This is a genomic window from Microbacterium sp. No. 7, from assembly GCF_001314225.1.
Lineage (GTDB): Bacteria > Actinomycetota > Actinomycetes > Actinomycetales > Microbacteriaceae > Microbacterium.
In genome coordinates this window covers 1816718-1836797 of the sequence record NZ_CP012697.1, presented here as the reverse complement: position 1 = coordinate 1836797, position 20080 = coordinate 1816718, and the positions used below count along the sequence as shown (strand labels likewise).

The window sequence follows — 20080 nt, the reverse complement described above, 5'->3', positions numbered from 1 at the left end:
CATGCCCATTTTCCCGATCGTCCGCGACGACGCCACGAGCACGTTCCTGGACGGCTGCGAACGCGGAGAGCTGCTCATCGTCCAGAACACGCAGACCGGCGAGCACCTCGACGCGCAGACCGACGTCACGGCCGACCCGGAGCACCTGCGCTACGTTCCGGCCTCCGGCGAGGGCACCGTCGTCAGCTGGTCCATCGGCCACAACCGTGGTCCTGACGGATCGCCGACGCAGGTCCTCTTCGGGATCGTCCAGCTCGCCGAAGGCCCGTGGCTGTGGGCCGAGCTGCTCACCGACCGCGTGCCGGAGCAGCTGACCGGCGCCGCCGCGCACGTCACGTTCCTTCGCACCGGTCCCGAGCCCGAGCACGCCACCGTTCCCGCCTTCACCATCACCTGAACGATCCTGGGGCCGGACCGCGCGGCGCGGCGGCCGGCCCCATCCGCGACAGGCCGCGCCTTTTCGAGAAAGCGACAACGATGTCCGACGAAACCACTGTCCCCGCCTCCGTGGCGCAGACCAGACCGACAATCGCACAGGCGATCGACGCGATGCCACGCGTGGGTCTCAACCGCGGAGCCTGGTTCGCCCTCTTCCTGGCCTACTTCTTCACGAACTACGAGATCTCAGTGTTCGCACTGACCATCCCCGGAATCCGCAACAGCCTCGGGCTGGAGACCGCCGACTTCGGTCTCCCGGTCACCCTGAACCTCGTCGGCTACGCCATCGGCGCGTACGCGTTCGGCTACATCGCCGACCGCAAGGGCCGTCAGCTCGGACTGCTGCTCACCTTCATCACGCTGGGTGTCGGCGGGCTTGCGACAGCATTCGTCTGGGACGGACTCTCGCTGGCCCTGTTCCGCTTCGTGGCCGGATGCGGCATGGGCGCCGTTCTCGCCCTGTGCACCGCGTACATCGGCGAGATGGCACCGCAGAACCGACGCGGTCAGTACCTCGCCCGCATCTACCTGTGGGGCGCTTTCCTCCTGCTGGCGAGCGGACTGCTGTCGCTGCCGCTCCTCGAGGCTCTCCCCGACTCGGGATGGCGGGTGCTCCTCGGCTTCGGCGGCGCCGTTCTGCTGGTCGTGCCGTTCATCAACTCCCGGTCGCTCATGGAGTCTCCGCGCTGGCTGGCCGAGCACGGCCGCATCCGCGAGGCCTCCGTGATCGCCCACCGCATGCGTGGCCTCGCCGGCCTTCCCCCGGAGGCCGTGGACGAGGACTTCGCCGAAGAGCTCAAGCCCGTTGCGCACGGTCCGGTCGAGTCGCCGCTGCGCTCTCTCCTGCGCCGCCCCTTGCTCGGTCGCCTGCTGGTCGTGCTCGGCTTCTGGTTCATCTTCTACATCGGCATGTACGCCTTCACCAGCTACCTGCCGCTGATCCTGGAGGGAATCGGCGTCTCCACCTCGAACGCGCTCATCATCACGGTGCTCACCCGTGCCACTCCGATCGTCGCCGCACTGATCGTGGTGTTCCTCATCGAGCGCATGGAACGACGCACCATCGTGATCGGCGGAGTGCTCCTGTTCGCCGCGGCAGTGGCCCTCGTCATCTCCGGACTCGGTGAATGGGCCGCAACCGCCGGGGCCCTGCTGGCCACCTTCGGCATCGCGGTGATGGCCACCCCCGCGTACACGTACACCGCCGAGGTGTTCCCCACCCGTGCACGCGGCACCGCCGCATCCATCTGCGACGGCATCGGCCATCTCGGCGGCGCCGTCGCACCGTTGATCGTGCTGCCGATCCTCGTGCAGTCCGGTGCCGTGCCCGCGGGCATCGCGATCATCGCAGCAGTCGTGCTGTCGGCCGTGATCATTGCTTTCGGTGTGCGGACCCGCAACCGCTCCCTGGAGGAGATCGCGAGCTGACCCGCCCGTTCGCTGCTGAGCCCGCCGACGAGGGGATCCCCTCGTCGGCGGGCTCTCATACCTCTCACAGTTATACATAGAGCTGCGAGGCATATGATCAGGTCACCGACACCGGGAGGCCGCATGCACATCGGAAAAGACCTCGTCGCCGCCGCCGCGACGCCCCTCGTCCTCGGCATCCTCGCCGAGGGCGAGTCGTACGGCTACGCGATCCTGCAGCGCATCGCCGAGCTCTCCGAGGGACGCCTCGAGTGGAGCGACGGCATGCTCTACCCGCTGCTGCACCGCCTCGAGCGGCTCGGGCACATCGAGTCGACCTGGGTGCGGGCGCCCAACGGGCGCCGCAGGAAGCACTACCGCCTCCGCGAGAGCGGGGCGCGCGTCTTCGCGGAGCAGCGCGCGCAGTGGCAGGTCGTGGGTGCCGCCCTCGGCCGCGTGTGGGACAGCGGCGACGGCCTCGCCTGGGGAGCCGCACGATGAGCGCCGCGTCGTCGCCGGCCGAGCAGCGCATCGCGCACTGGCGGTCGTTCGTCAGCCGCGGGCGCTCGATCGCGCACGACGACGTCGACGAGCTGGAAGACCACCTGCGGCACCAGATCGACGCACTGGAGCAGTCGGGGCTGAGCGACGACGAGGCCTTCCTCGTCGCCGTGCGCCGCCTGGGCCGCGTCGACGACCTCTCGCGCGAGTTCGGCCGCGAGCACGCCGACCGGCTCTGGAAGCAGCTGGTCGCGGGCGACGAGGCGACGCCGCAGCCCCGGCGGCACACGCTCGCCGTCGCCGTCGTCGCCGCGATCGCGGCGGCGCTGTGGGTCACGGCGCCCACGCTGTTCGGCCTGACGCCGTGGGACACGCCCGAGATCATGGTGCCCGCGCTGCCGGTGCTCTACCTCGCTCCGCTGGCCGCCTACCTCCTGATCCGCCGCGGCGCCCGCGCGACGACGACGGTCGGCACGCTGCTCCCGTTCGTGCTGGTCGGCGCGCTGCTCGCGTGGTATCCGTTCGACGCGTTCGGCATGACGCACGTGCTCGCGATCGCGCACGCGGCGGTCGTCCTGTGGCTGGCCGTGGGCTTCGCGTACGCGGACGGCGACGCCCGCAGCGGGCCCGCGCGGATGAACCTCATCCGCTTCACGGGCGAGTGGATCGTCTACGTGGCCCTGATCCTCGTCGGGGGCGTCGTGCTCACGGCCATCGCGGTCGGGGCGTTCGCGACCGTCGGCGTCTCGGCCCTCGAGCCGGCCGTCGAGTGGATCGCGCCCGCGGGCACGGCCGCGGCGTTCGTCATCGGCGCCTGGCTCGTCGAGGAGAAGCAGAGCGTCATCGAGAACATCGTCCCCGTGCTCACGCGCCTGTTCACGCCGCTGTTCACGATCGTGCTGCTCGCGCTCGTCGCCGCCGCGGTCGTGCAGAACGACCTCATCGACGGCAGCCGCGAGCTGCTGATCGTGTTCGACGTCGTGCTCGTCGCGACGCTCGCGCTCCTGCTGTACACGATGTCGGCGCGCGACCCCGACGCGCGCCCGGGCTGGTTCGAGGGCACGCAGCTGGCGATGATCGCGGCGGCGCTCATCGTCGACCTCATCGTGCTCGCCGCGATGCTCGGCCGCATCGGCGAGTACGGGCTGAGCGCCAACAAGCTCGCGTCGCTCGGCGTGAACCTCGTGCTGTTCGCCAATCTCGCGGGAGCGGGCTGGCTGCAGCTCGGCTTCCTGCGCGGCCGCGAGAGGTTCTCGGCGCTCGAGTCGTGGCAGACGTCCTACGTGCCGGTGTACCTCGCGTGGGCGGCCGTCGTCGTGGTGGTCTTCCCGCCGGTGTTCGCGTTCGCCTGACGCCGGCCGGCCCTTCCCTGCCGCAGACAGCAGAAGGGCGACCCGTCACGGGAAAGCGAAAGCGGCCGGTCGCGAGGCGACCGGCCGCTGGTGCGGGGGTGTCAGGCGGCGCCGACGACCTCACCGAGCACGCTGTGGAGTTCCTTGGCCTCGTCGTCGTTCACCGACACGACCAGACGTCCTCCGCCTTCCAGGGGAACACGCACGATGATGAGGCGCCCCTCCTTCACGGCCTCCATCGGTCCGTCACCGGTTCGCGGCTTCATGGCTGCCATTTGCGGCTCCCTTTCCATCGGTCTCTCCCAGAGAGTTTACCGGGCCGCGCGCGACATCGTCGCTTCCGCTCGCCCGAGAGGACGGCGACGCCCCCTACGGCACCTGATAGAACGCGTTGCCGAGCACCAGCATCTGGTGGATCCACAGCCACTGCCCCGCGAGACCCGCCACGAGCACCCCGATCCGCCACGGCCGCGCGGGGACCAGCGCGAGGGCGCCCGCGAGCGGGGCGAGCGGGAGCAGCAGGCGGAAGATGCTCGACTGCGGGAAGAAGACGGCCAGCAGGTACAGGACGTAGCTCGCCGACCACAGCCGGATCTCGATGCCGAGCCGCCGCACGTGCGGATCGAACAGCAGCAGCGCGGCGAAGGAGGCCACGAGCACGACGAGCGCGACGAGCCCGAACCACACCGGAACGCCCCAGTACGGGAACCAGATGCCCGCGGCCTGGACGAAGCCCTCGAACGGCACGAACCCGCCGTCGTCGCCGTCGAGCCAGGTGCGCCGCCACGACAGCTCCGTCTCCAGGTACGCCTCGGCGTCGCCCGTCACGACGCCCGCGAGCACCTGCCACGAGAACCCCACGACGGCGGCCCAGAGCCCCGTCGCGACGATGTGCACGACGTGTCCCACCGGCAGGGGGTCGCGACGACGGTCCCGCCAGCGCTGGATGCCGTAGAGCGCGAGCAGCAGCGAGAACGCCAGCACGCCGGGCCGGGTGAAGCCCATCAGCGGGATCAGCAGGTACAGCCACGCGAACCGCCGCCGCACGAGCACGTCGAGCGCGAGGAACAGCCAGAGCAGGAAGAGCGCCTCGGCGTATCCCATCTGGAACAGGGCGGCGAGCGGCCCGGCCGCGAAGAACGCGACCGCCCACGTCGCGGCGGCGTCGTCGACGCGCCGGCGGAGCAGGCGATGCAGCACGAGGCTCGCGAGGTATCCCGCGACGACGGACACCGCGACGGCCGTCACCCGATAGTCGCCGGAGAACGACGAGAGAAGCCGCGCGAGCATCGGGTAGAGCGGCATGAACGCCCACTGGTTCGTGGCCACGAGCCCCGTCTCGTCGCGCGGCAGCTCGGCGGGATACCCCTCGACGGCGATGAGCCAGTACCACTGCGCGTCCCACCCCATCATGAGGTCGAGGGGCGTCGCGTGCGCGCCGTGCCGGGAGCCGGGTCCCGCGAGCGACGCGGCGAGGATCAGCATCGCCGTCGTCGCGATGCGTGCCGCGAGATAGATCGCGGCGACCCGGGCCCACGCGGGCCACGCACGGAACCCGGTCAGGATGCCGTGAGCCACGTGCGCAGGCCGCGCTCGACGTCGATGATCTGCCGCACCGGCACGCGCTCCTCGTCGTGGTGGGCCAGGTGCGGGTCGCCCGGGCCGTAGTTGACCGCCGGCACGCCCATCGCCGAGAACCGTGCGACGTCGGTCCAGCCGTACTTGGGCCGCGGGCGCGCGCCGACGGCGGCCACGAACTCCTGGGCGAGCGCCGCGTCGAGCCCCGGCCGGGCGCCGGGCGCCGCGTCGACGACCTCGACCTCGAAGCCCGCGAGCACGTCGCGCACGTGCGCCTCGGCCTCGGCGACGTCGCGGCTCGGCGCGAAGCGGTAGTTGATCTCGACCTCGCACAGGTCGGGGATGACGTTGCCCGCGATGCCCCCGCCGATGCGCACGGCGTTCAGCCCCTCGCGGTACACGAGACCCTCGACCTCCACGTCGCGCGGCGTGTAGTCGGCGAGGCGCTGCAGGATCGGCGCCGCGCGGTGGATGGCGTTCTCGCCGATCCACGCCCGGGCGCTGTGCGCCCGCACGCCGTGGGTGCGCGCGACGACGCGGAGGTTGCCGTTGCATCCGCCCTCGACCTCGCCGTCCGACGGCTCGCCGAGGATCGCGAAGTCGGCGGCGAAGAGATCGGGGCGGGTGCGCGCGAGCCGGGTGAGGCCGTTCAGCTCGGCCGCGACCTCCTCGTGGTCGTACCACATCCAGGTGATGTCGACGGGCGGCGCCGTCAGCTCGGCGGCGAGCTTGAGCTGCACCGCGACGCCCGCCTTCATGTCGACGGTGCCCCGGCCCCACAGCACGGTCTCCCCGTCGGTCTCGAGCGTGCGCGTCGGCAGGTTCGCGTTGATCGGCACGGTGTCGATGTGCCCCGCGATCGCCACGCGGCGGGCGCGGCCCAGCTGCGTGCGCGCCACGATCGTGTCGCCGTCGCGATGGACGTCGAGGTGCGGGCACGCGCTCACGGCCTCGAAGATGAGATCGGCGAGCGCCGTCTCGCCTCCCGACACGCTCGGGATGTCGCAGATGGCGCGCGTGATGTCGACGGAAGATGCGGTCAGATCCAGCCCGGGCATGCTGCCGAGTCTATCCGCGGGCGATAGCCTGGACGGATGAGCGAACAACGATGGGTATGGGGCGCCGGGCTCGCGACGCGCAGCGCCGATGGCACCGTTCTCGACACCTGGTTCCCCGCGCCCGCTCTGGGCCGCGTCCCCGGCGATCTCGACACGAGCGGGCTCGAGGCGCAGGCGGGCCCCGACGAGCGCCGCGCCGTCACCGTGGACGTCGTGACCGCCGAGATCGACCTGGATGCGCCCCCGGCGGGCACGACCGACGCCTATCTGCGTCTGCACGCGCTCTCCACGCGCCTCGTGCGCCCGAACGACCTCAACCTCGACGGCATCTTCGGCCACCTGCCCATCGTCGCCTGGAGCAACGCCGGCCCCGTGCACCCCGACGACGCGCAGCGGCTCCGCCCGCAGCTCACGCGCGCCGGCATCCACGTGCACAGCCTCGACAAGTTCCCGCAGTTGCTCGACTACGTCACGCCGCCCGGCGTGCGCATCGCGGATGCCGCGCGGGTGCGCCTCGGCGCCTACCTGTCGCCGGGCACGACGGTCATGCACGAGGGTTTCGTGAACTTCAACGCCGGCACGCTCGGCGCCTCGATGGTCGAGGGCCGCATCTCGCAGGGCGTCGTCGTCGGCGACGGCAGCGACATCGGCGGCGGCGCCTCGATCATGGGCACGCTCTCGGGCGGCGGCACGCACCGCATCGAGATCGGCGCGCGCACCCTGCTGGGCGCCAACGCGGGCGTGGGCATCTCCCTCGGCGACGACTGCGTCGTCGAGGCCGGCCTCTACGTCACCGCGGGCTCCAAGATCCAGCTCACCTTCGGACCGCTGCGCCACGACGGCTCGCGTGCCGTCGTGAAGGGATCGGAGCTGTCGGGCGAGTCGGGCATCCTGTACCGGCGCAACTCGCTGACGGGCGCGATCGAGGCCGTGCGCCGCGACGGCGTCGGCACCACGCTCAACGCGGCTCTGCACGCCTGACCCGGTATTTTCTCCGGTCATCGAATCATCACGTTGCGTCGTGCGCCGCTAGGCTCGGCGCATGACGCAACGTATGCCGAAGAAGCTGTACGAGACGGAGCTCGCCGCCCTGCAGGCGCGACTCGTCGACATGCAGGCGTGGGTGCAGTCCTCGGGCGCCCGCATCGTGGTGATCTTCGAGGGCCGTGACGCCGCGGGCAAGGGCTCGACGATCAAGCGTGTGTCGGAGTACCTCAACCCCCGCGTGACGCGCATCGTGGCGCTCCCCACCCCCACCGAGCGCGAGAAGACGCAGTGGTACTTCCAGCGCTACATCCCGCACCTGCCGGCGGCGGGCGAGATCGTGCTGATGGACCGGTCGTGGTACAACCGCGCGGGCGTCGAGCACGTCATGGGGTACTGCAGCAACGCCGAGTACCACCGCTTCCTGCACCAGGCGCCGATCTTCGAGCGCATGCTCGTCGAGGACGGCATCCTGCTGCTCAAGTACTGGTTCAGCGTCTCCGACGTCGAGCAGGAGAAGCGCTTCCGCTCGCGCAACGACGACCCCATGCGGCGCTGGAAGCTCTCCCCCAACGACGTGCTGTCGATCACGAAGTGGGAGGACTACTCGCGGGCGAAGGACACGATGTTCGTGCACACCGACATCCCCGAGGCGCGCTGGTTCGAGGTCGACAACGAGGACAAGCGGCGCGGGCGCGTCAACATGATGGCGCACCTGCTCTCGCAGGTCCCGTACCACCAGGTCGAGCGACCCGCGATCGCGATCCCCGAGCGTCCCGCGTCGGGCGGCTACGAGCGCCCGCCGCGCGAGCAGCAGAACTACGTGCCCGACTACGCGGCCGAGCTCATCGCCCACGCGCACCGCAAGGGCTGATCCTCCCCCGCGCGGTCGCGGATCAGGCCACGCCGACTCCGCGCGCCCGCGCCGCGTCGCGCAGTGCATCGTCGTACGTCGCGAGCGGTCGGCCGGTCTGCTCGGCGAGGGCGAGAGGATAGCAGTCCGGCAGGGCGACGCCGCTCTGGGCGCGCAGAAGCGCGACGCGCTCCGGCTCGTCGTCGTCGGGGCTCCAGAGCCGGATGCCGAGCCCGTCGAGCAGCGCCTGTCGCACCTGCCCGGCTCGTCCGGCCCGCGCCGGCCGGACGAGACACTCGGCGAGCGTCACCGGATGGACGATGAGCCGGTCGGCGTCGAGCACCAGTGCGGCGGCGCGCTCGGCATGAACGTCCTGCGGCGAGCGGAGGGCGATCAGCACGCTCGCGTCCAGGATCATCGACGCCACTCCTCACGGAGGCGTTCGCGCTCGTCCGGTTCGTGGAGATCTGCGCCGAGCGCGCGCAGCCTCTGCAGCGCGGCTCGGCGCTCGAGGGTGCGGCGCGCGCGCTCCTCCAGCCCCGAGCGGTCGCCCGCGAGAGCGAGCCTGCGCACCAGCTCGCTGCGCGACACGCCCGGCCAGCGCACGGCAGCGCGCTCCAGCGCCGCCAGCAGCTCTTCGTCCGGCGTCACCTGGATACGAGGGTGTACCGTTGTCATGCGGCGAGTGTACCACCCGCCCGTGCGCGCGTCTCAGACGGCGCCGGGGTAGTCCCGTGCCGGGGCGCCCGTGTACAGCTGCTGGGGGCGGCCGATCTTCGTCTGCGGGTCGAGCTGCATCTCGCGCCAGTGCGCGAGCCAGCCGGGCAGCCGGCCGATCGCGAAGAGCACCGTGAACATGCGCGTGGGGAAGCCCATCGCCTTGTAGATGACGCCCGTGTAGAAGTCGACGTTCGGGTAGAGACGGCGCTCCTTGAAGTAGTCGTCGTTGAGCGCGATCTCCTCGAGCTGCTTGGCGAGGTCGAGCAGCGGGTCGTGCACGCCGAGCTCGGAGAGCACCTCGTCGGCCGACTCCTTGACGAGCTTGGCGCGCGGGTCGTAGTTCTTGTACACCCGGTGGCCGAAGCCCATGAGCTTGACGCCGTCCTCCTTGTTCTTGACCCGCTCGACGAAGCGCTCGACGCTCTCGCCCGAGTCGCGGATGCGCGCGAGCATGTCGAGCACCGCCTCGTTCGCGCCGCCGTGCAGCGGGCCGTAGAGCGCGTTGATGCCCGCCGAGATCGACGAGAACTGGTTGGCGCCCGTCGACCCGACCAGGCGCACGGTCGAGGTGGAGGCGTTCTGCTCGTGGTCCTCGTGCAGGATCAGCAGGCGCTCCAGCGCCCGCGACATCACGGGGTTGATCTGGTAGATCTCGCTCAGCACGCCGAAGTTGAGCTTGAGGAAGTTGTCGACGAAGCTCAGCGAGTTGTCGGGGTACAGGAAGGCCTGTCCGACGCTGCGCTTGTGCGCGTAGGCGGCGATGACCGGCAGCTTGGCGAGCAGTCGGATCGTGTTCAGCTCGACGTGCTCGGGGTTGTCGGGGTCGGACTGGCCCTCGTAGTAGGTCGACAGTGCGGCCGTCGCCGACGACAGCACCGACATGGGGTGGGCCGTGTGCGGCAGCGCGGAGAAGAAGCGCTTGAGGTCTTCGTGCAGCAGCGTGTGGCGGCGGATCCGCTCGTCGAAGTCCGCCAGCTCGGTGGCCGACGGCAGCTCGCCGTAGAGCAGCAGCCAGGCGACCTCGAGGTACGTCGAGTTGCGCGCGAGCTGCTCGATCGGATAGCCGCGATAGCGCAGGATGCCCGCGTCGCCGTCGATGTAGGTGACCGACGACTTGGTGGACGCCGTGTTCACGAACCCGTAGTCGAGCGCCGTATGCCCGGTCTGCTTGGTGAACGTCGAGAAGTCGACGCTGGGCACACCGTCGCTCCCCTTCAGGATGGGCAGCTGCGCCGTACGGTCGCCGACGGTGACGCTCGCCAGTTCGGGGGTGGGCGTGTCGCTCACGAAGCCTCCTTGCAGTGCGGGTGTGTACAGCCTATCCGCCACCGGGGCATACTCCGACAGCCGACAAAGGATCGTGCGATCGCTAGGCGATCGTCTACGAAGCGGCCAGGCGAGCGGCCGCTTCGGCGATGCGCTCGTCGGTCGCGGTGAGCGAGAAGCGCACGTGCTGCGGGAAGTGCGACCCGTAGAAGTGACCCGGTCCGGCGAGGATGCCGATGTCGGCGAGCCGGCCCATCGACTCCCACGCGTCGACGCCCTGCGTCGCCCACAGGTACAGCCCCGCCTCGGAGGCGTCGATGCGGAACCCGGCGCCCTCCAGGGCGGGACGCAGCGCGTCGCGCCGCGCGCGGTAGGTCTCCTTCTGCTGCGCCACGTGGGCGTCGTCGCGCAGGGCGACCGCCATCGCCGCCTGCACCGGCGCGGGGAGCATGAGGCCCAGATGCTTGCGCGCGGTGAGCAGCCCGGCGACGAGCCCGGGATCGCCCGCGACGAACGCCGCGCGATAGCCGGCGAGATTCGACTGCTTCGAGAGGGAGTAGACCGACAGCAGGCCGCCGACGTCGCCGCCGGCCACGCGCGGGTCGAGCACGCTCGGCACGGGCGCCGTCCGCCACGGGCCGTCCCAGCCGAGCTCCGCGTAGCACTCGTCCGACGCCACGACCGCGCCCAGCTCGCGGGCCCGCTCGACGGCGGCGCGCAGCGCGTCGACGTCGAGCACGCGGCCGTCGGGGTTGCCCGGCGAGTTGAGCCAGACGAGCCGCGTGCCGGCCGGCCACTCGGCCGGGTCGTCGGCCGCGACGGGCGTCGCGCCCACGAGCTTCGCGCCGGCCTCGTAGGTGGGATACGCGGCACGGGGATGCACGACGACGTCGCCCGCACCGATGCCGAGCAGCAGGGGCAGCAGCGCGACGAGCTCCTTGGAGCCGATCGTCGGCAGCACGTGCGCCGGGGTCAGCCCGGGCACCGCCCGGCGGCGCGCGAACCAGTCGACGATCGCCTCGCGGAGCTCGGGCGTGCCGACGGTCTGCGGATAGGCGTGGGCGTCGGTCGCCGCGGTCAGCGCGCGGCGCACGACCTCGGGGGTCTCGTCGACCGGCGACCCGATCGACAGGTCGACCAGTCCTCCGGGGTGGGCTCGCGCACGCTCCGCGTAGGGTGCGACGGCGTCCCAGGGGTACTCGTCCAGGTCACGGACGCCCATGGCGCGTCAGTGGCCCTGCGGAGGAAGGTCCGCGATGAGCGGGTGGTCCTTGGGGATCACGCCCGTCTTCGCCGCGCCGCCGGGCGAGCCGATGTCGTCGAAGAACTCGACGTTGGCGGTGTAGTAGTCCTGCCACTCGTCCGGCAGGTCGTCCTCGTAGTAGATGGCCTCGACGGGGCACACGGGCTCGCAGGCGCCGCAGTCGACGCACTCGTCGGGGTGGATGTACAGCGAGCGCTCGCCCTCGTAGATGCAGTCCACGGGGCATTCGTCGATGCAGGCCCGGTCCTTCACATCCACACACGGCAAAGCGATCACATAGGTCACCCCTCCAGCTTAGACTCCCTGCCCCGAAGGGTCGGCCACGCGACGACAAGAGCCGTAACAAGAGGCACGAGGACCGTCCAGATCACGCCCGTCGACAGCTCGCCCTCGGGCGCCGCGGGCACGACGACCGAGCCTCCGGGGCCCCGCCCCGACAGCACGAGCATCGTGGCCATGGCGCCCAGCCCGCCGGCCAGCGCGGCCCATCGGTCGGACGTCAGCAGGCGCATCGCGACGAGGAGCGCGGCGACGCCGACGCCCGCCACGACGAGGCCGATCGGCAGCACGCCCCAGCGCGCGGCCTGGCCGATCGTGCCGGCGACGCCGTACACGGCGCCGATCACGAACGCAACGATTCGAGCGGCAAGGTTCGAGAGTCGGCTCACCACGCAAGTCTACGAGCGTGCCGAAATCGTTACTCGCGTGAGACGGAATATCAGTTACAGTGGTCCCCAGTTCCACCCCTGCACGACGGGGGTGAGCCGGTGCCGACGATGTCGTCGACACCCGTTCATGTCACAGCGCCGTGACCGGAGGGAAGCCATGACGCTGGCCGTACACAATGTCGAAGTCGTCTACGAAGACGTGATGCTCGTCGTGAAAGGCGCGAGCATCCGCGTGCCGCGCGACGGGATCGTCGCACTGCTCGGAGCGAACGGGGCCGGGAAGACCTCGCTGCTGCGCGCCATGACGGGCCTGCTCGACGTGCACCGAGGACGCATCTCGCGCGGGCACATCTCGATCGACGACGCCCCGCTCGACACGCGCCGCGCCGCCGACGTCGTGCGCGCGGGAGTGAGTCAGGTGATGGAGGGACGCCGGGTCTTCGTCGAGTTCACCGTCGAGGAGAACCTGCGCGTCGGCGCCTACACGCGCCCGACCGCCGCCAACGCCGAGAAGCTCGAGCGCATCTACGCGATGTTCCCGATCCTGAAGGAGCGGCGCGGGCAGCGTGCCGGATACCTCTCGGGCGGCGAGCAGCAGATGCTGGCGATCGGCCGTGCTCTCATGGCCGAGCCGCGGTACATCCTGCTCGACGAGCCCAGCCTGGGCCTGGCCCCGCAGGTGGTCGAGCGCATCCGCGACCTCATCGTCGAGATCCGCAGAAGCGGCACGGGCGTGCTGCTCGTCGAGCAGAACGCCGCCATGGCGCTGTCGATCGCCGATCACGGATACGTGATGGAGAACGGCAAGATCGTCATGGACGCCCCGGCCCAGGCCCTGCGCGACGACGACGACATCCGCGAGTTCTATCTCGGCACCGGCGCGTCGGTCGCCAGCCTGAGAGACGTCAAGCACTACAAGCGACGGAAGAGGTGGCTGTCGTGACGCTGCTGGACGCCCAGGGCCTCACGCTGCGCTTCGGCGGCGCGACCACCCTGAACGGCGTGTCGTTCGACGTGCGGCACGGCGAGCTGTTCGCGATCATCGGCCCGAACGGCGCGGGCAAGACGTCGACGTTCAACTGCATCTCGGGCGTCTACCGCCCGCAGGAGGGCGCCCTCACGCTCGAGGGCGAGTCGCTGCTCGGACAGGCGCCCGACGAGATCGCGCGCCGCGGCGTCGCCCGCACGTTCCAGAACGTCGAGCTGTTCGACAACCTGACCGTGCTCGACAACCTGCTGCTGGGACGTCACCAGAAGACGTCGTACTCGTGGCCCGAGGGACTGTGGTGGTTCGGCCGCGCGCGCCGGCAGGAGCTCGCGGCGCGCCGCCACGTGGAGGACCTCATCGACTTCCTCGGGCTGGCCCCGTACCGTCGCATGCCGGTCGGCATCCTTCCGTACGGCATCAAGAAGCGCATCGAGCTCGGCCGCGCCCTCGCGATGGAGCCCAGGCTGCTGCTGCTCGACGAGCCCGTCGCGGGCATGAACTCGGAGGAGACCGAGGACATGGCGCGGTTCATCCTCGACATCCGCGGCGAGCTGGGCACCTCGATGATCATGGTCGAGCACGACATGCGCCTCGTCATGGACCTCGCCGATCGCATCATGGTGATCGACTTCGGCAAGCGCATCGCGCTGGGGACGCCCGACGAGGTGCAGCGCGACCCCGCGGTGATCGCCGCCTATCTCGGCGGCGCGACCGAGACGATGGCCCATCAGGTGATCGACGGCGCCGACGCCCTCGCGGACGACGGCCCGGCGCAGGGAGGCCCGGCATGACCGAGACGACGTACCTGATCCGGATGCTGCGGACCTCGGCCGCCGAGGTCGGCGACCGCACGGCGCTGCGCGTGAAGCAGTCGGGGGTGTGGCGCGACATCACCTGGCGCGCCTACCTCGACGCGGTCGAGCGCATCGCCTTCGGCCTCGCCGCCCTCGGCGTGACGCCGGGCGACCGCGTCGCGATCCAGTCGGAGAACCGGCCCGAATGGCTGTTCTGCGACCAGGCGAGCAATGCGCTGCGCGCCGCGATCGTCGGCTTCTATCCGACGAACCCGACGGCGGAGATCGTGTACCTGCTGCAGGACAGCGGCGCGCGCGTGCTCATCGCCGAGGACCAGGAACAGGTCGACAAGGCGCTCGAGGCCGAGCCGCACGCCCCCGGGCTGCAGTGGATCGTGGCGCTCGACAGCCGCGGCACGTCGGGCTACGACCACCCGAAGCTGCTCACGATCGACGAGCTCATCGCACGGGGCGACGCGCACCGCGCGGCCCACCCCGCGCTGCTCGACGAGATCGACGCGGAGCGCTCCCCCGACGACATCGTCACGCTCATCTACACCTCGGGGACGACCGGTCCGCCGAAGGGCGTCATGCTGAGCGCGGGCAACGTCTCGTTCTCGTCGTCGATCCTGACGCTCGACGACGGGCTGCTGGGCGCGAAGCCCGGTCCCGACGACGTGCTGCTGTCGTACCTGCCGCTCTCGCACGTCGTGGAGCGCGGCATCTCGATCTGGGCCAACATCGCGGCGCGCACGGTCGTGCACTTCGCCGAGTCGATCGAGACGGTCACGGCCGACCTCGCCGACGTGCAGCCCACGATCCTGTTCGCCGTGCCGCGCATCTGGGAGAAGATCCAGGCGACCGTCGCGATCAAGATGGCGGGGGCCTCCCCCGCCAAGCGCGCCGTCTACCGGGTCGGCGCGAAGTGGAGCGCGACGATCGCACGCGAGCGCATCGACAACGCCGGCGGCTTCACGCCCAAGGCCCGCGCGCTCTACGCGCTCGGATACCTGCCGGTCTACCGCCCGCTGCGCAAGCGCCTGGGCCTGCTCAAGGTGCAGCACGCGATCTCGGGCGCCGCCCCGATCGCCCCCGAGGTGCTCTCGTTCTTCGTCGGCATCGGCGTGCCGCTGTACGAGGCCTACGGCATGACCGAGAACGCCGCGATCGCGACGACCAACCGCCGCGGGCGCATGCGGCTCGGCACGGTCGGCGAGCCGCAGCCGCAGGTCGAGGTCGCCCTGGCCGAGGGCACGGGAGAGGTGCTCACCCGGCATCCGGCGAACTTCGTCGGCTACTGGAACCGGCCCGAGGCGACGGCGGAGACGATCGACGCCGACGGCTGGCTGCACACCGGCGACGTCGGCGAGTGGGTCGACGGCACGCACCTGCGCATCATCGACCGCATCAAGGACATCATCATCACCGCGGGCGGCAAGAACATCTCGCCGAGCGAGATCGAGAACGCGCTGAAGGCCTCGCCGTACGTCAAGGAGGCGGTCGTCATCGGCGACAAGCGCCCGTACCTCACGGCGCTCATCGGGATCGAGTACGACACCGTGGCCGACTGGGCGGCACGACGCCGCATCGAGTTCACGACGTATCGCGACCTCTCCACGAAGCCCGAGGTGATCGACCTCGTGGGCGGCGTCGTGCGCGACGTCAACACGCGGTTCGCGCGCGTCGAGAGCATCCGCAAGTTCCGCATGCTCACGAAGGAGCTCGATCACGAGGACGGCGAGCTGACGGCCACGCAGAAGCTCAAGCGCCAGGCGTTCGCGAAGACGGTGCCGCATCTCATCGACGACATGTACGCCGGCTCCGACGCGTACCCCGGCGCCGACCTCGGGAGGAACGGATGAACACGCTGCTGTCCTCGATCGCCAACGGCCTCGGCCAGGGCGGCGTCTACGCGCTCATCGCCGTGAGCTTCGTCATCATCTACCGCGCCACGGGCGTGCTGAACTTCGCCCAGCCGGCGCTCATGATCCTCGGGGCCTTCGCGACGAGCGTCTTCGCGACGCAGATCGGGCTGCCGTTCTGGGCCGCGGTCGTGGTCGCCATGCTCGTGCTCGCGGCGCTGTCGGTCGCGGTCGAGCGCGTCGCCATCCGGCCGATGGTCGGCCGCCCGCCGTTCTCGGCCGCGATCGTCACGGTGGGCCTGTTCATCGTGCTGCTCGTGCTGGCGTTCCGGCTGTTCGACTCCAACCCCCGCACGGTCGGCGACCCGTGGCAGCTGAAGACGCTGTGCCTCGGCGGCGAGGTGAGGGAGTCGTTCGGCGTCGTGAGCTGCACGGGCGGCGTGCAGATCTACGAGAACGCGGTCGCGCGCGTCGTCATCGCCCTCGCGGTCATCGGGCTGCTCGGCTGGTGGCTCGCGCGCTCGAAGGTCGGCCTCGCGATGCGGGCGACCTCGCTCGACCAGGAGACCTCGCTCGCGCAGGGCATCAACGTCGGCCGCATGTTCTCGGTCTCGTGGGCCATCGGGGGCGCGCTCGTCGGGCTCGCGGGCGCCCTGCTCGCGGCGAACGGCTCGGTCATCCAGGCCACCGACGCGTTCTTCGCCCTCGTCGCGCTGCCCGCGATCATCGTCGGCGGGCTCGACTCGCTCAAGGGCGCGGTCGTCGGCGGGTTCGTCGTGGGCCTCGCCATGGCCCTCACGAAGACCTATCAGCCCACGATGGCGCCGTGGCTCGGCAACAACGTCGAGAACGTCGTCCCCTATCTGATCATGATCGTGGTGCTGCTGATCCGGCCCTTCGGCCTGTTCGGCACCAAGGAGGTGCAGCGCGTATGACCATCGCAGAGAAGCGCACGACAGACGTGGCCTCGAGGCGGCTGACCGGCAGGTCGCAGGCGCTCGACGTCGAGGGCGCGCGCGGCGTCGTCTCGTCGCGGGTGCGCCGGGGACGCTCCCGCCTCTACACGAGCTACGCGGCCGAGCAGCGGATCTGGAACACCCCCGCCAAGCTGTGGTGGACCGTCGGCCTCGTCGTGCTCGTCGTCGCCGCGCCCTTCCTCGTGGCCGCCGACCTCGTCTACCTGCTCACGATGGCGATGGTCTACGCGATCGGGGGCATCGGGCTCAACCTGCTCACGGGGTATGCGGGCCAGGTGTCGCTGGGCCACGCGTTCTTCCTCGGCCTCGGGGCCTACACCGGCGCCGTCTTCGGCGGCACGCCCGGCACGACGACGTGGGGGCTCGGCCTCGACCTCGCGATCGTGCTGCCGCTCGCGGCGATCATCCCGGGGATCGTGGGCCTCATCGTCGCCCCGCTGGCGACCCGCGTGCGGGGCCTGTACCTGGCGATCCTCACGCTCGGCCTGCTGATCCTCGGCGAGCACCTGTTCAAGGTCATGGTGCCGGTCACGGGCGGGCAGGGCGTGGGACGCGGCGTCGCGCAGCGCACGCTCTTCGGCGTGGACCTCACCAAGACCTATGCGATCGGGCCGCTGCACATCGCCCCGCACGTCTCGTTCATGCTGCTGAGCCTCGTGCTGCTCGTCGTGCTCGCGATCGCCGCGCGCAACCTCGTGCGCGGCCGCTACGGCCGGGCGTTCGCCGCGGTGCGCGACCGCGACATCGCCGCCGAGGTCATGGGCGTCAACCTGCTGCGCACCAAGACGCTCGCCTTCGCGCTGTCGTCGGCCTACGCGGGCATCGCCGGCGCGCTGTTCGCGATGCTCATCGGCCGCGTGGCGCCCGAGACCTGGAACCTGTTCCTGTCGATCGACTTCCTGGCGGTCGTCGTGATCGGCGGCATCGCGACGATCTCGGGAACGCTCATCGGCGCCTGCTTCGTCGTGCTGCTGCCGCGCCTGCTCGAGGAGCTCACCCACGTCATCCCGTGGATCAGCGTCTCCAGCGGCGGCCTCATCAACGTCTTCCAGCTGCAGACCATCATCTTCGGCGTGCTGATCATCCTGTTCATCACGCTCGAGCCGCGAGGGCTCTACGGCCTGTGGGTGCGCGTGCGCAACTACTTCACGGCCTGGCCGTTCTCGTACTGACACAACTGAACACCCTTTGCCGCATCACACATCACCAAGGAGCACAGCATGACACTGCGTCGACGTGGCCGCATGGCACTTGCCCTCTCGGCCGCCGGCCTTCTGGCCCTGACCGCCTGCACAGCGGTCGACGACACGCCCGCCGCGACCGATGCGCCGCCGCCGAGCGACGACGGGACGATCAAGACGGGTCAGGGCGTGACCGCCGAGCCGTGCCCCGACGCCGTCAACACCGACAACGGATGCATCTACCTGGGCGTCCTCTCCGACCTCACCGAGGGTCCGTTCGCGGCGCTGGCCGTGCCGATCACCGACGGGCAGCGCGCCTTCTGGCAGAAGGTGAACGAGGAGGGCGGCATCGGCGGCTACGACATCGACATCGACACCTACACGCGCGACACGAAGTACCAGCCGGCCGAGCACGCCGCCCAGTACCAGCAGATCGCCGGCAACATCGCCGGCATCGCGCAGACGCTCGGCACCGTCAACACCGAGTCGGTGCTCGACGACATGGTCAGCCGCAGCCTCGTCGCCGTCCCCACCACGTGGTGGTCGGGCTTCGCCTTCGACGAGAACGACTCCGGCATCGTCTTGGAGACCGGCTACTCGTACTGCACCGAGGCGATCGTGGGCCTCGACTGGTTCGCCGAGAACAAGTCGGCTCCCGCGACGGTGCAGGCCGTCGGCTATCCGGGCGACTACGGCGGCGACTCGGCCGAGGGCGTGCGCCGCTGGGCCGAGGTGAACGGGGCGACGGCGCTCGACGCCATCGGCACGGGCCCCAACCAGGTCGTGGGCAACCAGGACCAGGTGGTCGCGGCCGTCCTGGCCGGCAGCCCGGACGTCGTCGTGCTCGCCGTCGGTCCCGCCGAGACCGCCGAGATCGTCGGCAAGCTCGCCGCGAGCGGCTTCCAGGGTCGCTTCCTCGGCGCACTGCCGACGTGGAACGGCGCGCTGCTGCAGTCGGCGGCCGCTCCCGCCCTGACCGCGATGTACAACCACCTCACGCCCTACCAGAACTGGGACGGCACGAGCGCGGGCATGGACGCCATCAAGGAGTCGCTGGGCGGCACGCCGCCCGCCAACGCCGGGTACATCATCGGCTGGACGATCGGCTACCCGTTCAAGGCGGCGATCGAGGCGGCCGCCGCCGCGGGCGACCTGACGCCCGAGGGGCTGCGCGCCGTCGTCGACGGCCTCGAGGTCGACTTCGAGGGCCTCGCGCCGGCGCACGTCTACGGCGGCGACCCGCAGGAGCACGCGCAGCAGACCGCCAACGTCGGCGAGCCGAGCGCGGAGGTCGAGCTCGGCCTCAAGACGATCGCGAACGACTACGCGGGGTCGACGTTCGACAAGACCGACTACTCGGCGGCGTGCGTCGCGACGAGCTGATCCGAGACGAGAGGCGGGGGATGCCGTCGCGGCATCCCCCGCCTCTCCCCTGCGCCGGTGTCGGTGCTGGTCAGCGCGTGGTGATGTCGGTCACCGTGCCGCGATCGAGGCGCAGCCGACGCCGTGCGCGACGCGCGACCGCCGAATCGTGCGTCACGACGACGAGGGTGAGCCCCTCGGCGTTCAGCTCCTCGAGCACCGCGAGGATCTCGTCGCGCATCGACTCGTCGAGATTGCCCGTGGGCTCGTCGGCCAGCAGCACGCGGGGGTGGCCCGCGATCGCCCGAGCGATCGCGACGCGCTGCTGCTGACCGCCCGAGAGCTCGCCCGGCCGATGGTCCGCACGATCGGCGAGGCCCACGCGCCGCAGCGCATCGCTCACCCGCTGAGACCGCTCGGCACGGGCCAGCCGCAGCGGTTCGAGGCCCATGTCGACGTTCTCGGCCGCCGTGAGCGTGGGGATCAGGTTGAACGCCTGGAACACGAACCCCACGTCGGTGGCACGCACGCGCTGGAGCCGCGCGGGAGACGCCGCGGCCAGATCGACGTCGCCCAGCGATACCTCACCGGAGGTCGGGGTGTCGAGGGCGCCCAGCAGCTGCAGAAGCGTCGACTTCCCTCCCCCTGTGGGGCCCTGGATCGTCACGAAGTCGCCCTCGGCGATCTGCAGGTCGACGCCCTTGAGGGCCGTCACCTCGCGATCGCGCTGCCGGTAGGTCTTGGTCACGCCGGTGAGGCGGTAGGCGGCCGGGGCGATGACCGCCTCGGCCTGTGCGGTGATGCTCATGCGTGTTCTCGTCTCTGTC

Annotated in this window: 22 protein-coding genes; 12 read left to right on the top strand and 10 right to left on the bottom strand. The window is 70.7% G+C overall.

From position 1 onward, the window contains the following. The first annotated feature begins 1 nt into the window (after position 1). The 4 genes from AOA12_RS08365 to AOA12_RS08350 all read left to right on the top strand — a co-directional run bounded on the left by AOA12_RS08365 (position 2) and on the right by AOA12_RS08350 (position 3698). A complete protein-coding gene (locus AOA12_RS08365; RefSeq protein WP_054681921.1) occupies positions 2-397 on the top strand; it encodes an OB-fold domain-containing protein in 396 nt (131 codons plus the stop codon). A gap of 80 nt (positions 398-477) precedes the next feature. Further along, positions 478-1866, top strand: a complete 1389-nt coding sequence (locus AOA12_RS08360) for an MFS transporter (protein ID WP_082406090.1) — start codon at positions 478-480, stop codon at positions 1864-1866. Positions 1867-1989: 123 nt separating this feature from the next. Continuing rightward, positions 1990-2346 carry a PadR family transcriptional regulator gene (locus tag AOA12_RS08355; RefSeq protein WP_054681917.1) on the top strand — a complete coding sequence of 119 codons (357 nt, stop codon included), beginning with the start codon at positions 1990-1992 and terminating at the stop codon, positions 2344-2346. Then, positions 2343-3698: a permease prefix domain 1-containing protein gene (locus AOA12_RS08350; protein ID WP_054681916.1), complete on the top strand. Its 1356-nt coding sequence runs from the start codon at positions 2343-2345 to the stop codon at positions 3696-3698. The genes AOA12_RS08355 and AOA12_RS08350 overlap by 4 nt, the downstream gene beginning before the upstream one ends. A 101-nt stretch (positions 3699-3799) precedes the next feature. On the opposite strand, the gene AOA12_RS22555 is transcribed toward AOA12_RS08350, so the two are convergent. The 3 genes from AOA12_RS22555 to dapE all read right to left on the bottom strand — a co-directional run bounded on the left by AOA12_RS22555 (position 3800) and on the right by dapE (position 6334). Next, on the bottom strand, positions 3800-3973 hold the full coding sequence (locus tag AOA12_RS22555; protein ID WP_082406089.1) for a DUF3117 domain-containing protein: 174 nt from the start codon (positions 3971-3973) through the stop codon (positions 3800-3802). 94 nt (positions 3974-4067) lie between these two features. Continuing rightward, the gene (locus tag AOA12_RS08345; protein WP_054681915.1) at positions 4068-5276 is read right to left on the bottom strand and encodes a hypothetical protein; all 1209 of its coding nucleotides are present in this window, start codon (positions 5274-5276) and stop codon (positions 4068-4070) included. After that, positions 5258-6334 carry a succinyl-diaminopimelate desuccinylase gene (gene dapE / locus AOA12_RS08340; protein WP_054681914.1) on the bottom strand — a complete coding sequence of 359 codons (1077 nt, stop codon included), beginning with the start codon at positions 6332-6334 and terminating at the stop codon, positions 5258-5260. Before dapE ends, AOA12_RS08345 begins: the two co-directional genes overlap by 19 nt. Positions 6335-6370: 36 nt before the next feature. On the opposite strand from dapE, the gene dapD reads away from it, so the two are divergent. Further along, positions 6371-7315, top strand: coding sequence for a 2,3,4,5-tetrahydropyridine-2,6-dicarboxylate N-succinyltransferase (gene dapD, locus AOA12_RS08335; RefSeq protein WP_054681913.1), 945 nt, complete (start codon positions 6371-6373; stop codon positions 7313-7315). A gap of 73 nt (positions 7316-7388) precedes the next feature. Continuing rightward, positions 7389-8192, top strand: coding sequence for a polyphosphate kinase 2 (ppk2, locus tag AOA12_RS08330; protein WP_054681911.1), 804 nt, complete (start codon positions 7389-7391; stop codon positions 8190-8192). 22 nt (positions 8193-8214) lie between these two features. Here the strand turns inward: ppk2 and AOA12_RS08325 are convergent, their stop codons facing one another. The 6 genes from AOA12_RS08325 to AOA12_RS08300 form a co-directional block, all read right to left on the bottom strand. Continuing rightward, the gene (locus tag AOA12_RS08325; RefSeq protein ID WP_054681909.1) at positions 8215-8589 is read right to left on the bottom strand and encodes a type II toxin-antitoxin system VapC family toxin; all 375 of its coding nucleotides are present in this window, start codon (positions 8587-8589) and stop codon (positions 8215-8217) included. After that, positions 8586-8849 (bottom strand): hypothetical protein, encoded by a 264-nt coding sequence (locus tag AOA12_RS08320; protein WP_156366443.1) that lies wholly within the window; start codon positions 8847-8849, stop codon positions 8586-8588. Before AOA12_RS08320 ends, AOA12_RS08325 begins: the two co-directional genes overlap by 4 nt. A gap of 33 nt (positions 8850-8882) precedes the next feature. Continuing rightward, the gene (locus tag AOA12_RS08315; protein WP_054681906.1) at positions 8883-10178 is read right to left on the bottom strand and encodes a citrate synthase; all 1296 of its coding nucleotides are present in this window, start codon (positions 10176-10178) and stop codon (positions 8883-8885) included. A 94-nt stretch (positions 10179-10272) separates the two neighbouring features. Next, positions 10273-11379, bottom strand: coding sequence for a succinyldiaminopimelate transaminase (gene dapC / locus AOA12_RS08310; protein ID WP_054681903.1), 1107 nt, complete (start codon positions 11377-11379; stop codon positions 10273-10275). Between the two features lie 6 nt (positions 11380-11385). Next, a complete protein-coding gene (fdxA, locus tag AOA12_RS08305) occupies positions 11386-11706 on the bottom strand; it encodes a ferredoxin (RefSeq protein ID WP_054681901.1) in 321 nt (106 codons plus the stop codon). Beyond that, a complete protein-coding gene (locus tag AOA12_RS08300; protein WP_335337373.1) occupies positions 11703-12089 on the bottom strand; it encodes a histidinol dehydrogenase in 387 nt (128 codons plus the stop codon). The genes fdxA and AOA12_RS08300 overlap by 4 nt, the downstream gene beginning before the upstream one ends. A 157-nt stretch (positions 12090-12246) precedes the next feature. Here AOA12_RS08300 and AOA12_RS08295 point away from each other — a divergent pair, with 157 nt between their 5' ends. From AOA12_RS08295 to AOA12_RS08270, 6 genes are read left to right on the top strand one after another with little or no spacing between them, the layout of a single operon-like run. Beyond that, complete coding sequence (locus tag AOA12_RS08295; RefSeq protein ID WP_054681896.1) at positions 12247-13032, top strand: ABC transporter ATP-binding protein; 786 nt, start codon at positions 12247-12249, stop codon at positions 13030-13032. After that, positions 13029-13868: an ABC transporter ATP-binding protein gene (locus AOA12_RS08290; RefSeq protein ID WP_054681894.1), complete on the top strand. Its 840-nt coding sequence runs from the start codon at positions 13029-13031 to the stop codon at positions 13866-13868. Before AOA12_RS08295 ends, AOA12_RS08290 begins: the two co-directional genes overlap by 4 nt. Beyond that, a complete protein-coding gene (locus AOA12_RS08285) occupies positions 13865-15733 on the top strand; it encodes an AMP-dependent synthetase/ligase (protein ID WP_054681891.1) in 1869 nt (622 codons plus the stop codon). The genes AOA12_RS08290 and AOA12_RS08285 overlap by 4 nt, the downstream gene beginning before the upstream one ends. Further along, positions 15730-16668 (top strand): branched-chain amino acid ABC transporter permease, encoded by a 939-nt coding sequence (locus AOA12_RS08280; RefSeq protein ID WP_054681889.1) that lies wholly within the window; start codon positions 15730-15732, stop codon positions 16666-16668. Before AOA12_RS08285 ends, AOA12_RS08280 begins: the two co-directional genes overlap by 4 nt. After that, positions 16665-17882, top strand: coding sequence for a branched-chain amino acid ABC transporter permease (locus tag AOA12_RS08275; RefSeq protein ID WP_082406088.1), 1218 nt, complete (start codon positions 16665-16667; stop codon positions 17880-17882). Before AOA12_RS08280 ends, AOA12_RS08275 begins: the two co-directional genes overlap by 4 nt. 48 nt (positions 17883-17930) lie before the next feature. After that, positions 17931-19274: an ABC transporter substrate-binding protein gene (locus AOA12_RS08270; RefSeq protein WP_082406086.1), complete on the top strand. Its 1344-nt coding sequence runs from the start codon at positions 17931-17933 to the stop codon at positions 19272-19274. Positions 19275-19344: 70 nt separating this feature from the next. Here the strand turns inward: AOA12_RS08270 and AOA12_RS08265 are convergent, their stop codons facing one another. Continuing rightward, the gene (locus tag AOA12_RS08265; protein ID WP_054681885.1) at positions 19345-20061 is read right to left on the bottom strand and encodes an ABC transporter ATP-binding protein; all 717 of its coding nucleotides are present in this window, start codon (positions 20059-20061) and stop codon (positions 19345-19347) included. Between the last annotated feature and the right edge of the window lie 19 nt (positions 20062-20080).

What these genes read in the sequence shown, in the direction of transcription:
- AOA12_RS08365 (WP_054681921.1), top strand. Translation starts at nt 2, where the DNA reads ATGCCCATTTTCCCGATCGTCCGCGACGACGCCACGAGCACGTTCCTG.
- AOA12_RS08360 (WP_082406090.1), top strand. Translation starts at nt 478, where the DNA reads ATGTCCGACGAAACCACTGTCCCCGCCTCCGTGGCGCAGACCAGACCG.
- AOA12_RS08355 (WP_054681917.1), top strand. Translation starts at nt 1,990, where the DNA reads ATGCACATCGGAAAAGACCTCGTCGCCGCCGCCGCGACGCCCCTCGTC.
- AOA12_RS08350 (WP_054681916.1), top strand. Translation starts at nt 2,343, where the DNA reads ATGAGCGCCGCGTCGTCGCCGGCCGAGCAGCGCATCGCGCACTGGCGG.
- AOA12_RS22555 (WP_082406089.1), bottom strand. Translation starts at nt 3,973, where the DNA reads ATGGCAGCCATGAAGCCGCGAACCGGTGACGGACCGATGGAGGCCGTG.
- dapE (WP_054681914.1), bottom strand. Translation starts at nt 6,334, where the DNA reads ATGCCCGGGCTGGATCTGACCGCATCTTCCGTCGACATCACGCGCGCC.
- dapD (WP_054681913.1), top strand. Translation starts at nt 6,371, where the DNA reads ATGAGCGAACAACGATGGGTATGGGGCGCCGGGCTCGCGACGCGCAGC.
- ppk2 (WP_054681911.1), top strand. Translation starts at nt 7,389, where the DNA reads ATGCCGAAGAAGCTGTACGAGACGGAGCTCGCCGCCCTGCAGGCGCGA.
- AOA12_RS08325 (WP_054681909.1), bottom strand. Translation starts at nt 8,589, where the DNA reads ATGATCCTGGACGCGAGCGTGCTGATCGCCCTCCGCTCGCCGCAGGAC.
- AOA12_RS08320 (WP_156366443.1), bottom strand. Translation starts at nt 8,849, where the DNA reads ATGACAACGGTACACCCTCGTATCCAGGTGACGCCGGACGAAGAGCTG.
- dapC (WP_054681903.1), bottom strand. Translation starts at nt 11,379, where the DNA reads ATGGGCGTCCGTGACCTGGACGAGTACCCCTGGGACGCCGTCGCACCC.
- AOA12_RS08295 (WP_054681896.1), top strand. Translation starts at nt 12,247, where the DNA reads ATGACGCTGGCCGTACACAATGTCGAAGTCGTCTACGAAGACGTGATG.
- AOA12_RS08285 (WP_054681891.1), top strand. Translation starts at nt 13,865, where the DNA reads ATGACCGAGACGACGTACCTGATCCGGATGCTGCGGACCTCGGCCGCC.
- AOA12_RS08280 (WP_054681889.1), top strand. Translation starts at nt 15,730, where the DNA reads ATGAACACGCTGCTGTCCTCGATCGCCAACGGCCTCGGCCAGGGCGGC.
- AOA12_RS08275 (WP_082406088.1), top strand. Translation starts at nt 16,665, where the DNA reads ATGACCATCGCAGAGAAGCGCACGACAGACGTGGCCTCGAGGCGGCTG.
- AOA12_RS08270 (WP_082406086.1), top strand. Translation starts at nt 17,931, where the DNA reads ATGACACTGCGTCGACGTGGCCGCATGGCACTTGCCCTCTCGGCCGCC.
- AOA12_RS08265 (WP_054681885.1), bottom strand. Translation starts at nt 20,061, where the DNA reads ATGAGCATCACCGCACAGGCCGAGGCGGTCATCGCCCCGGCCGCCTAC.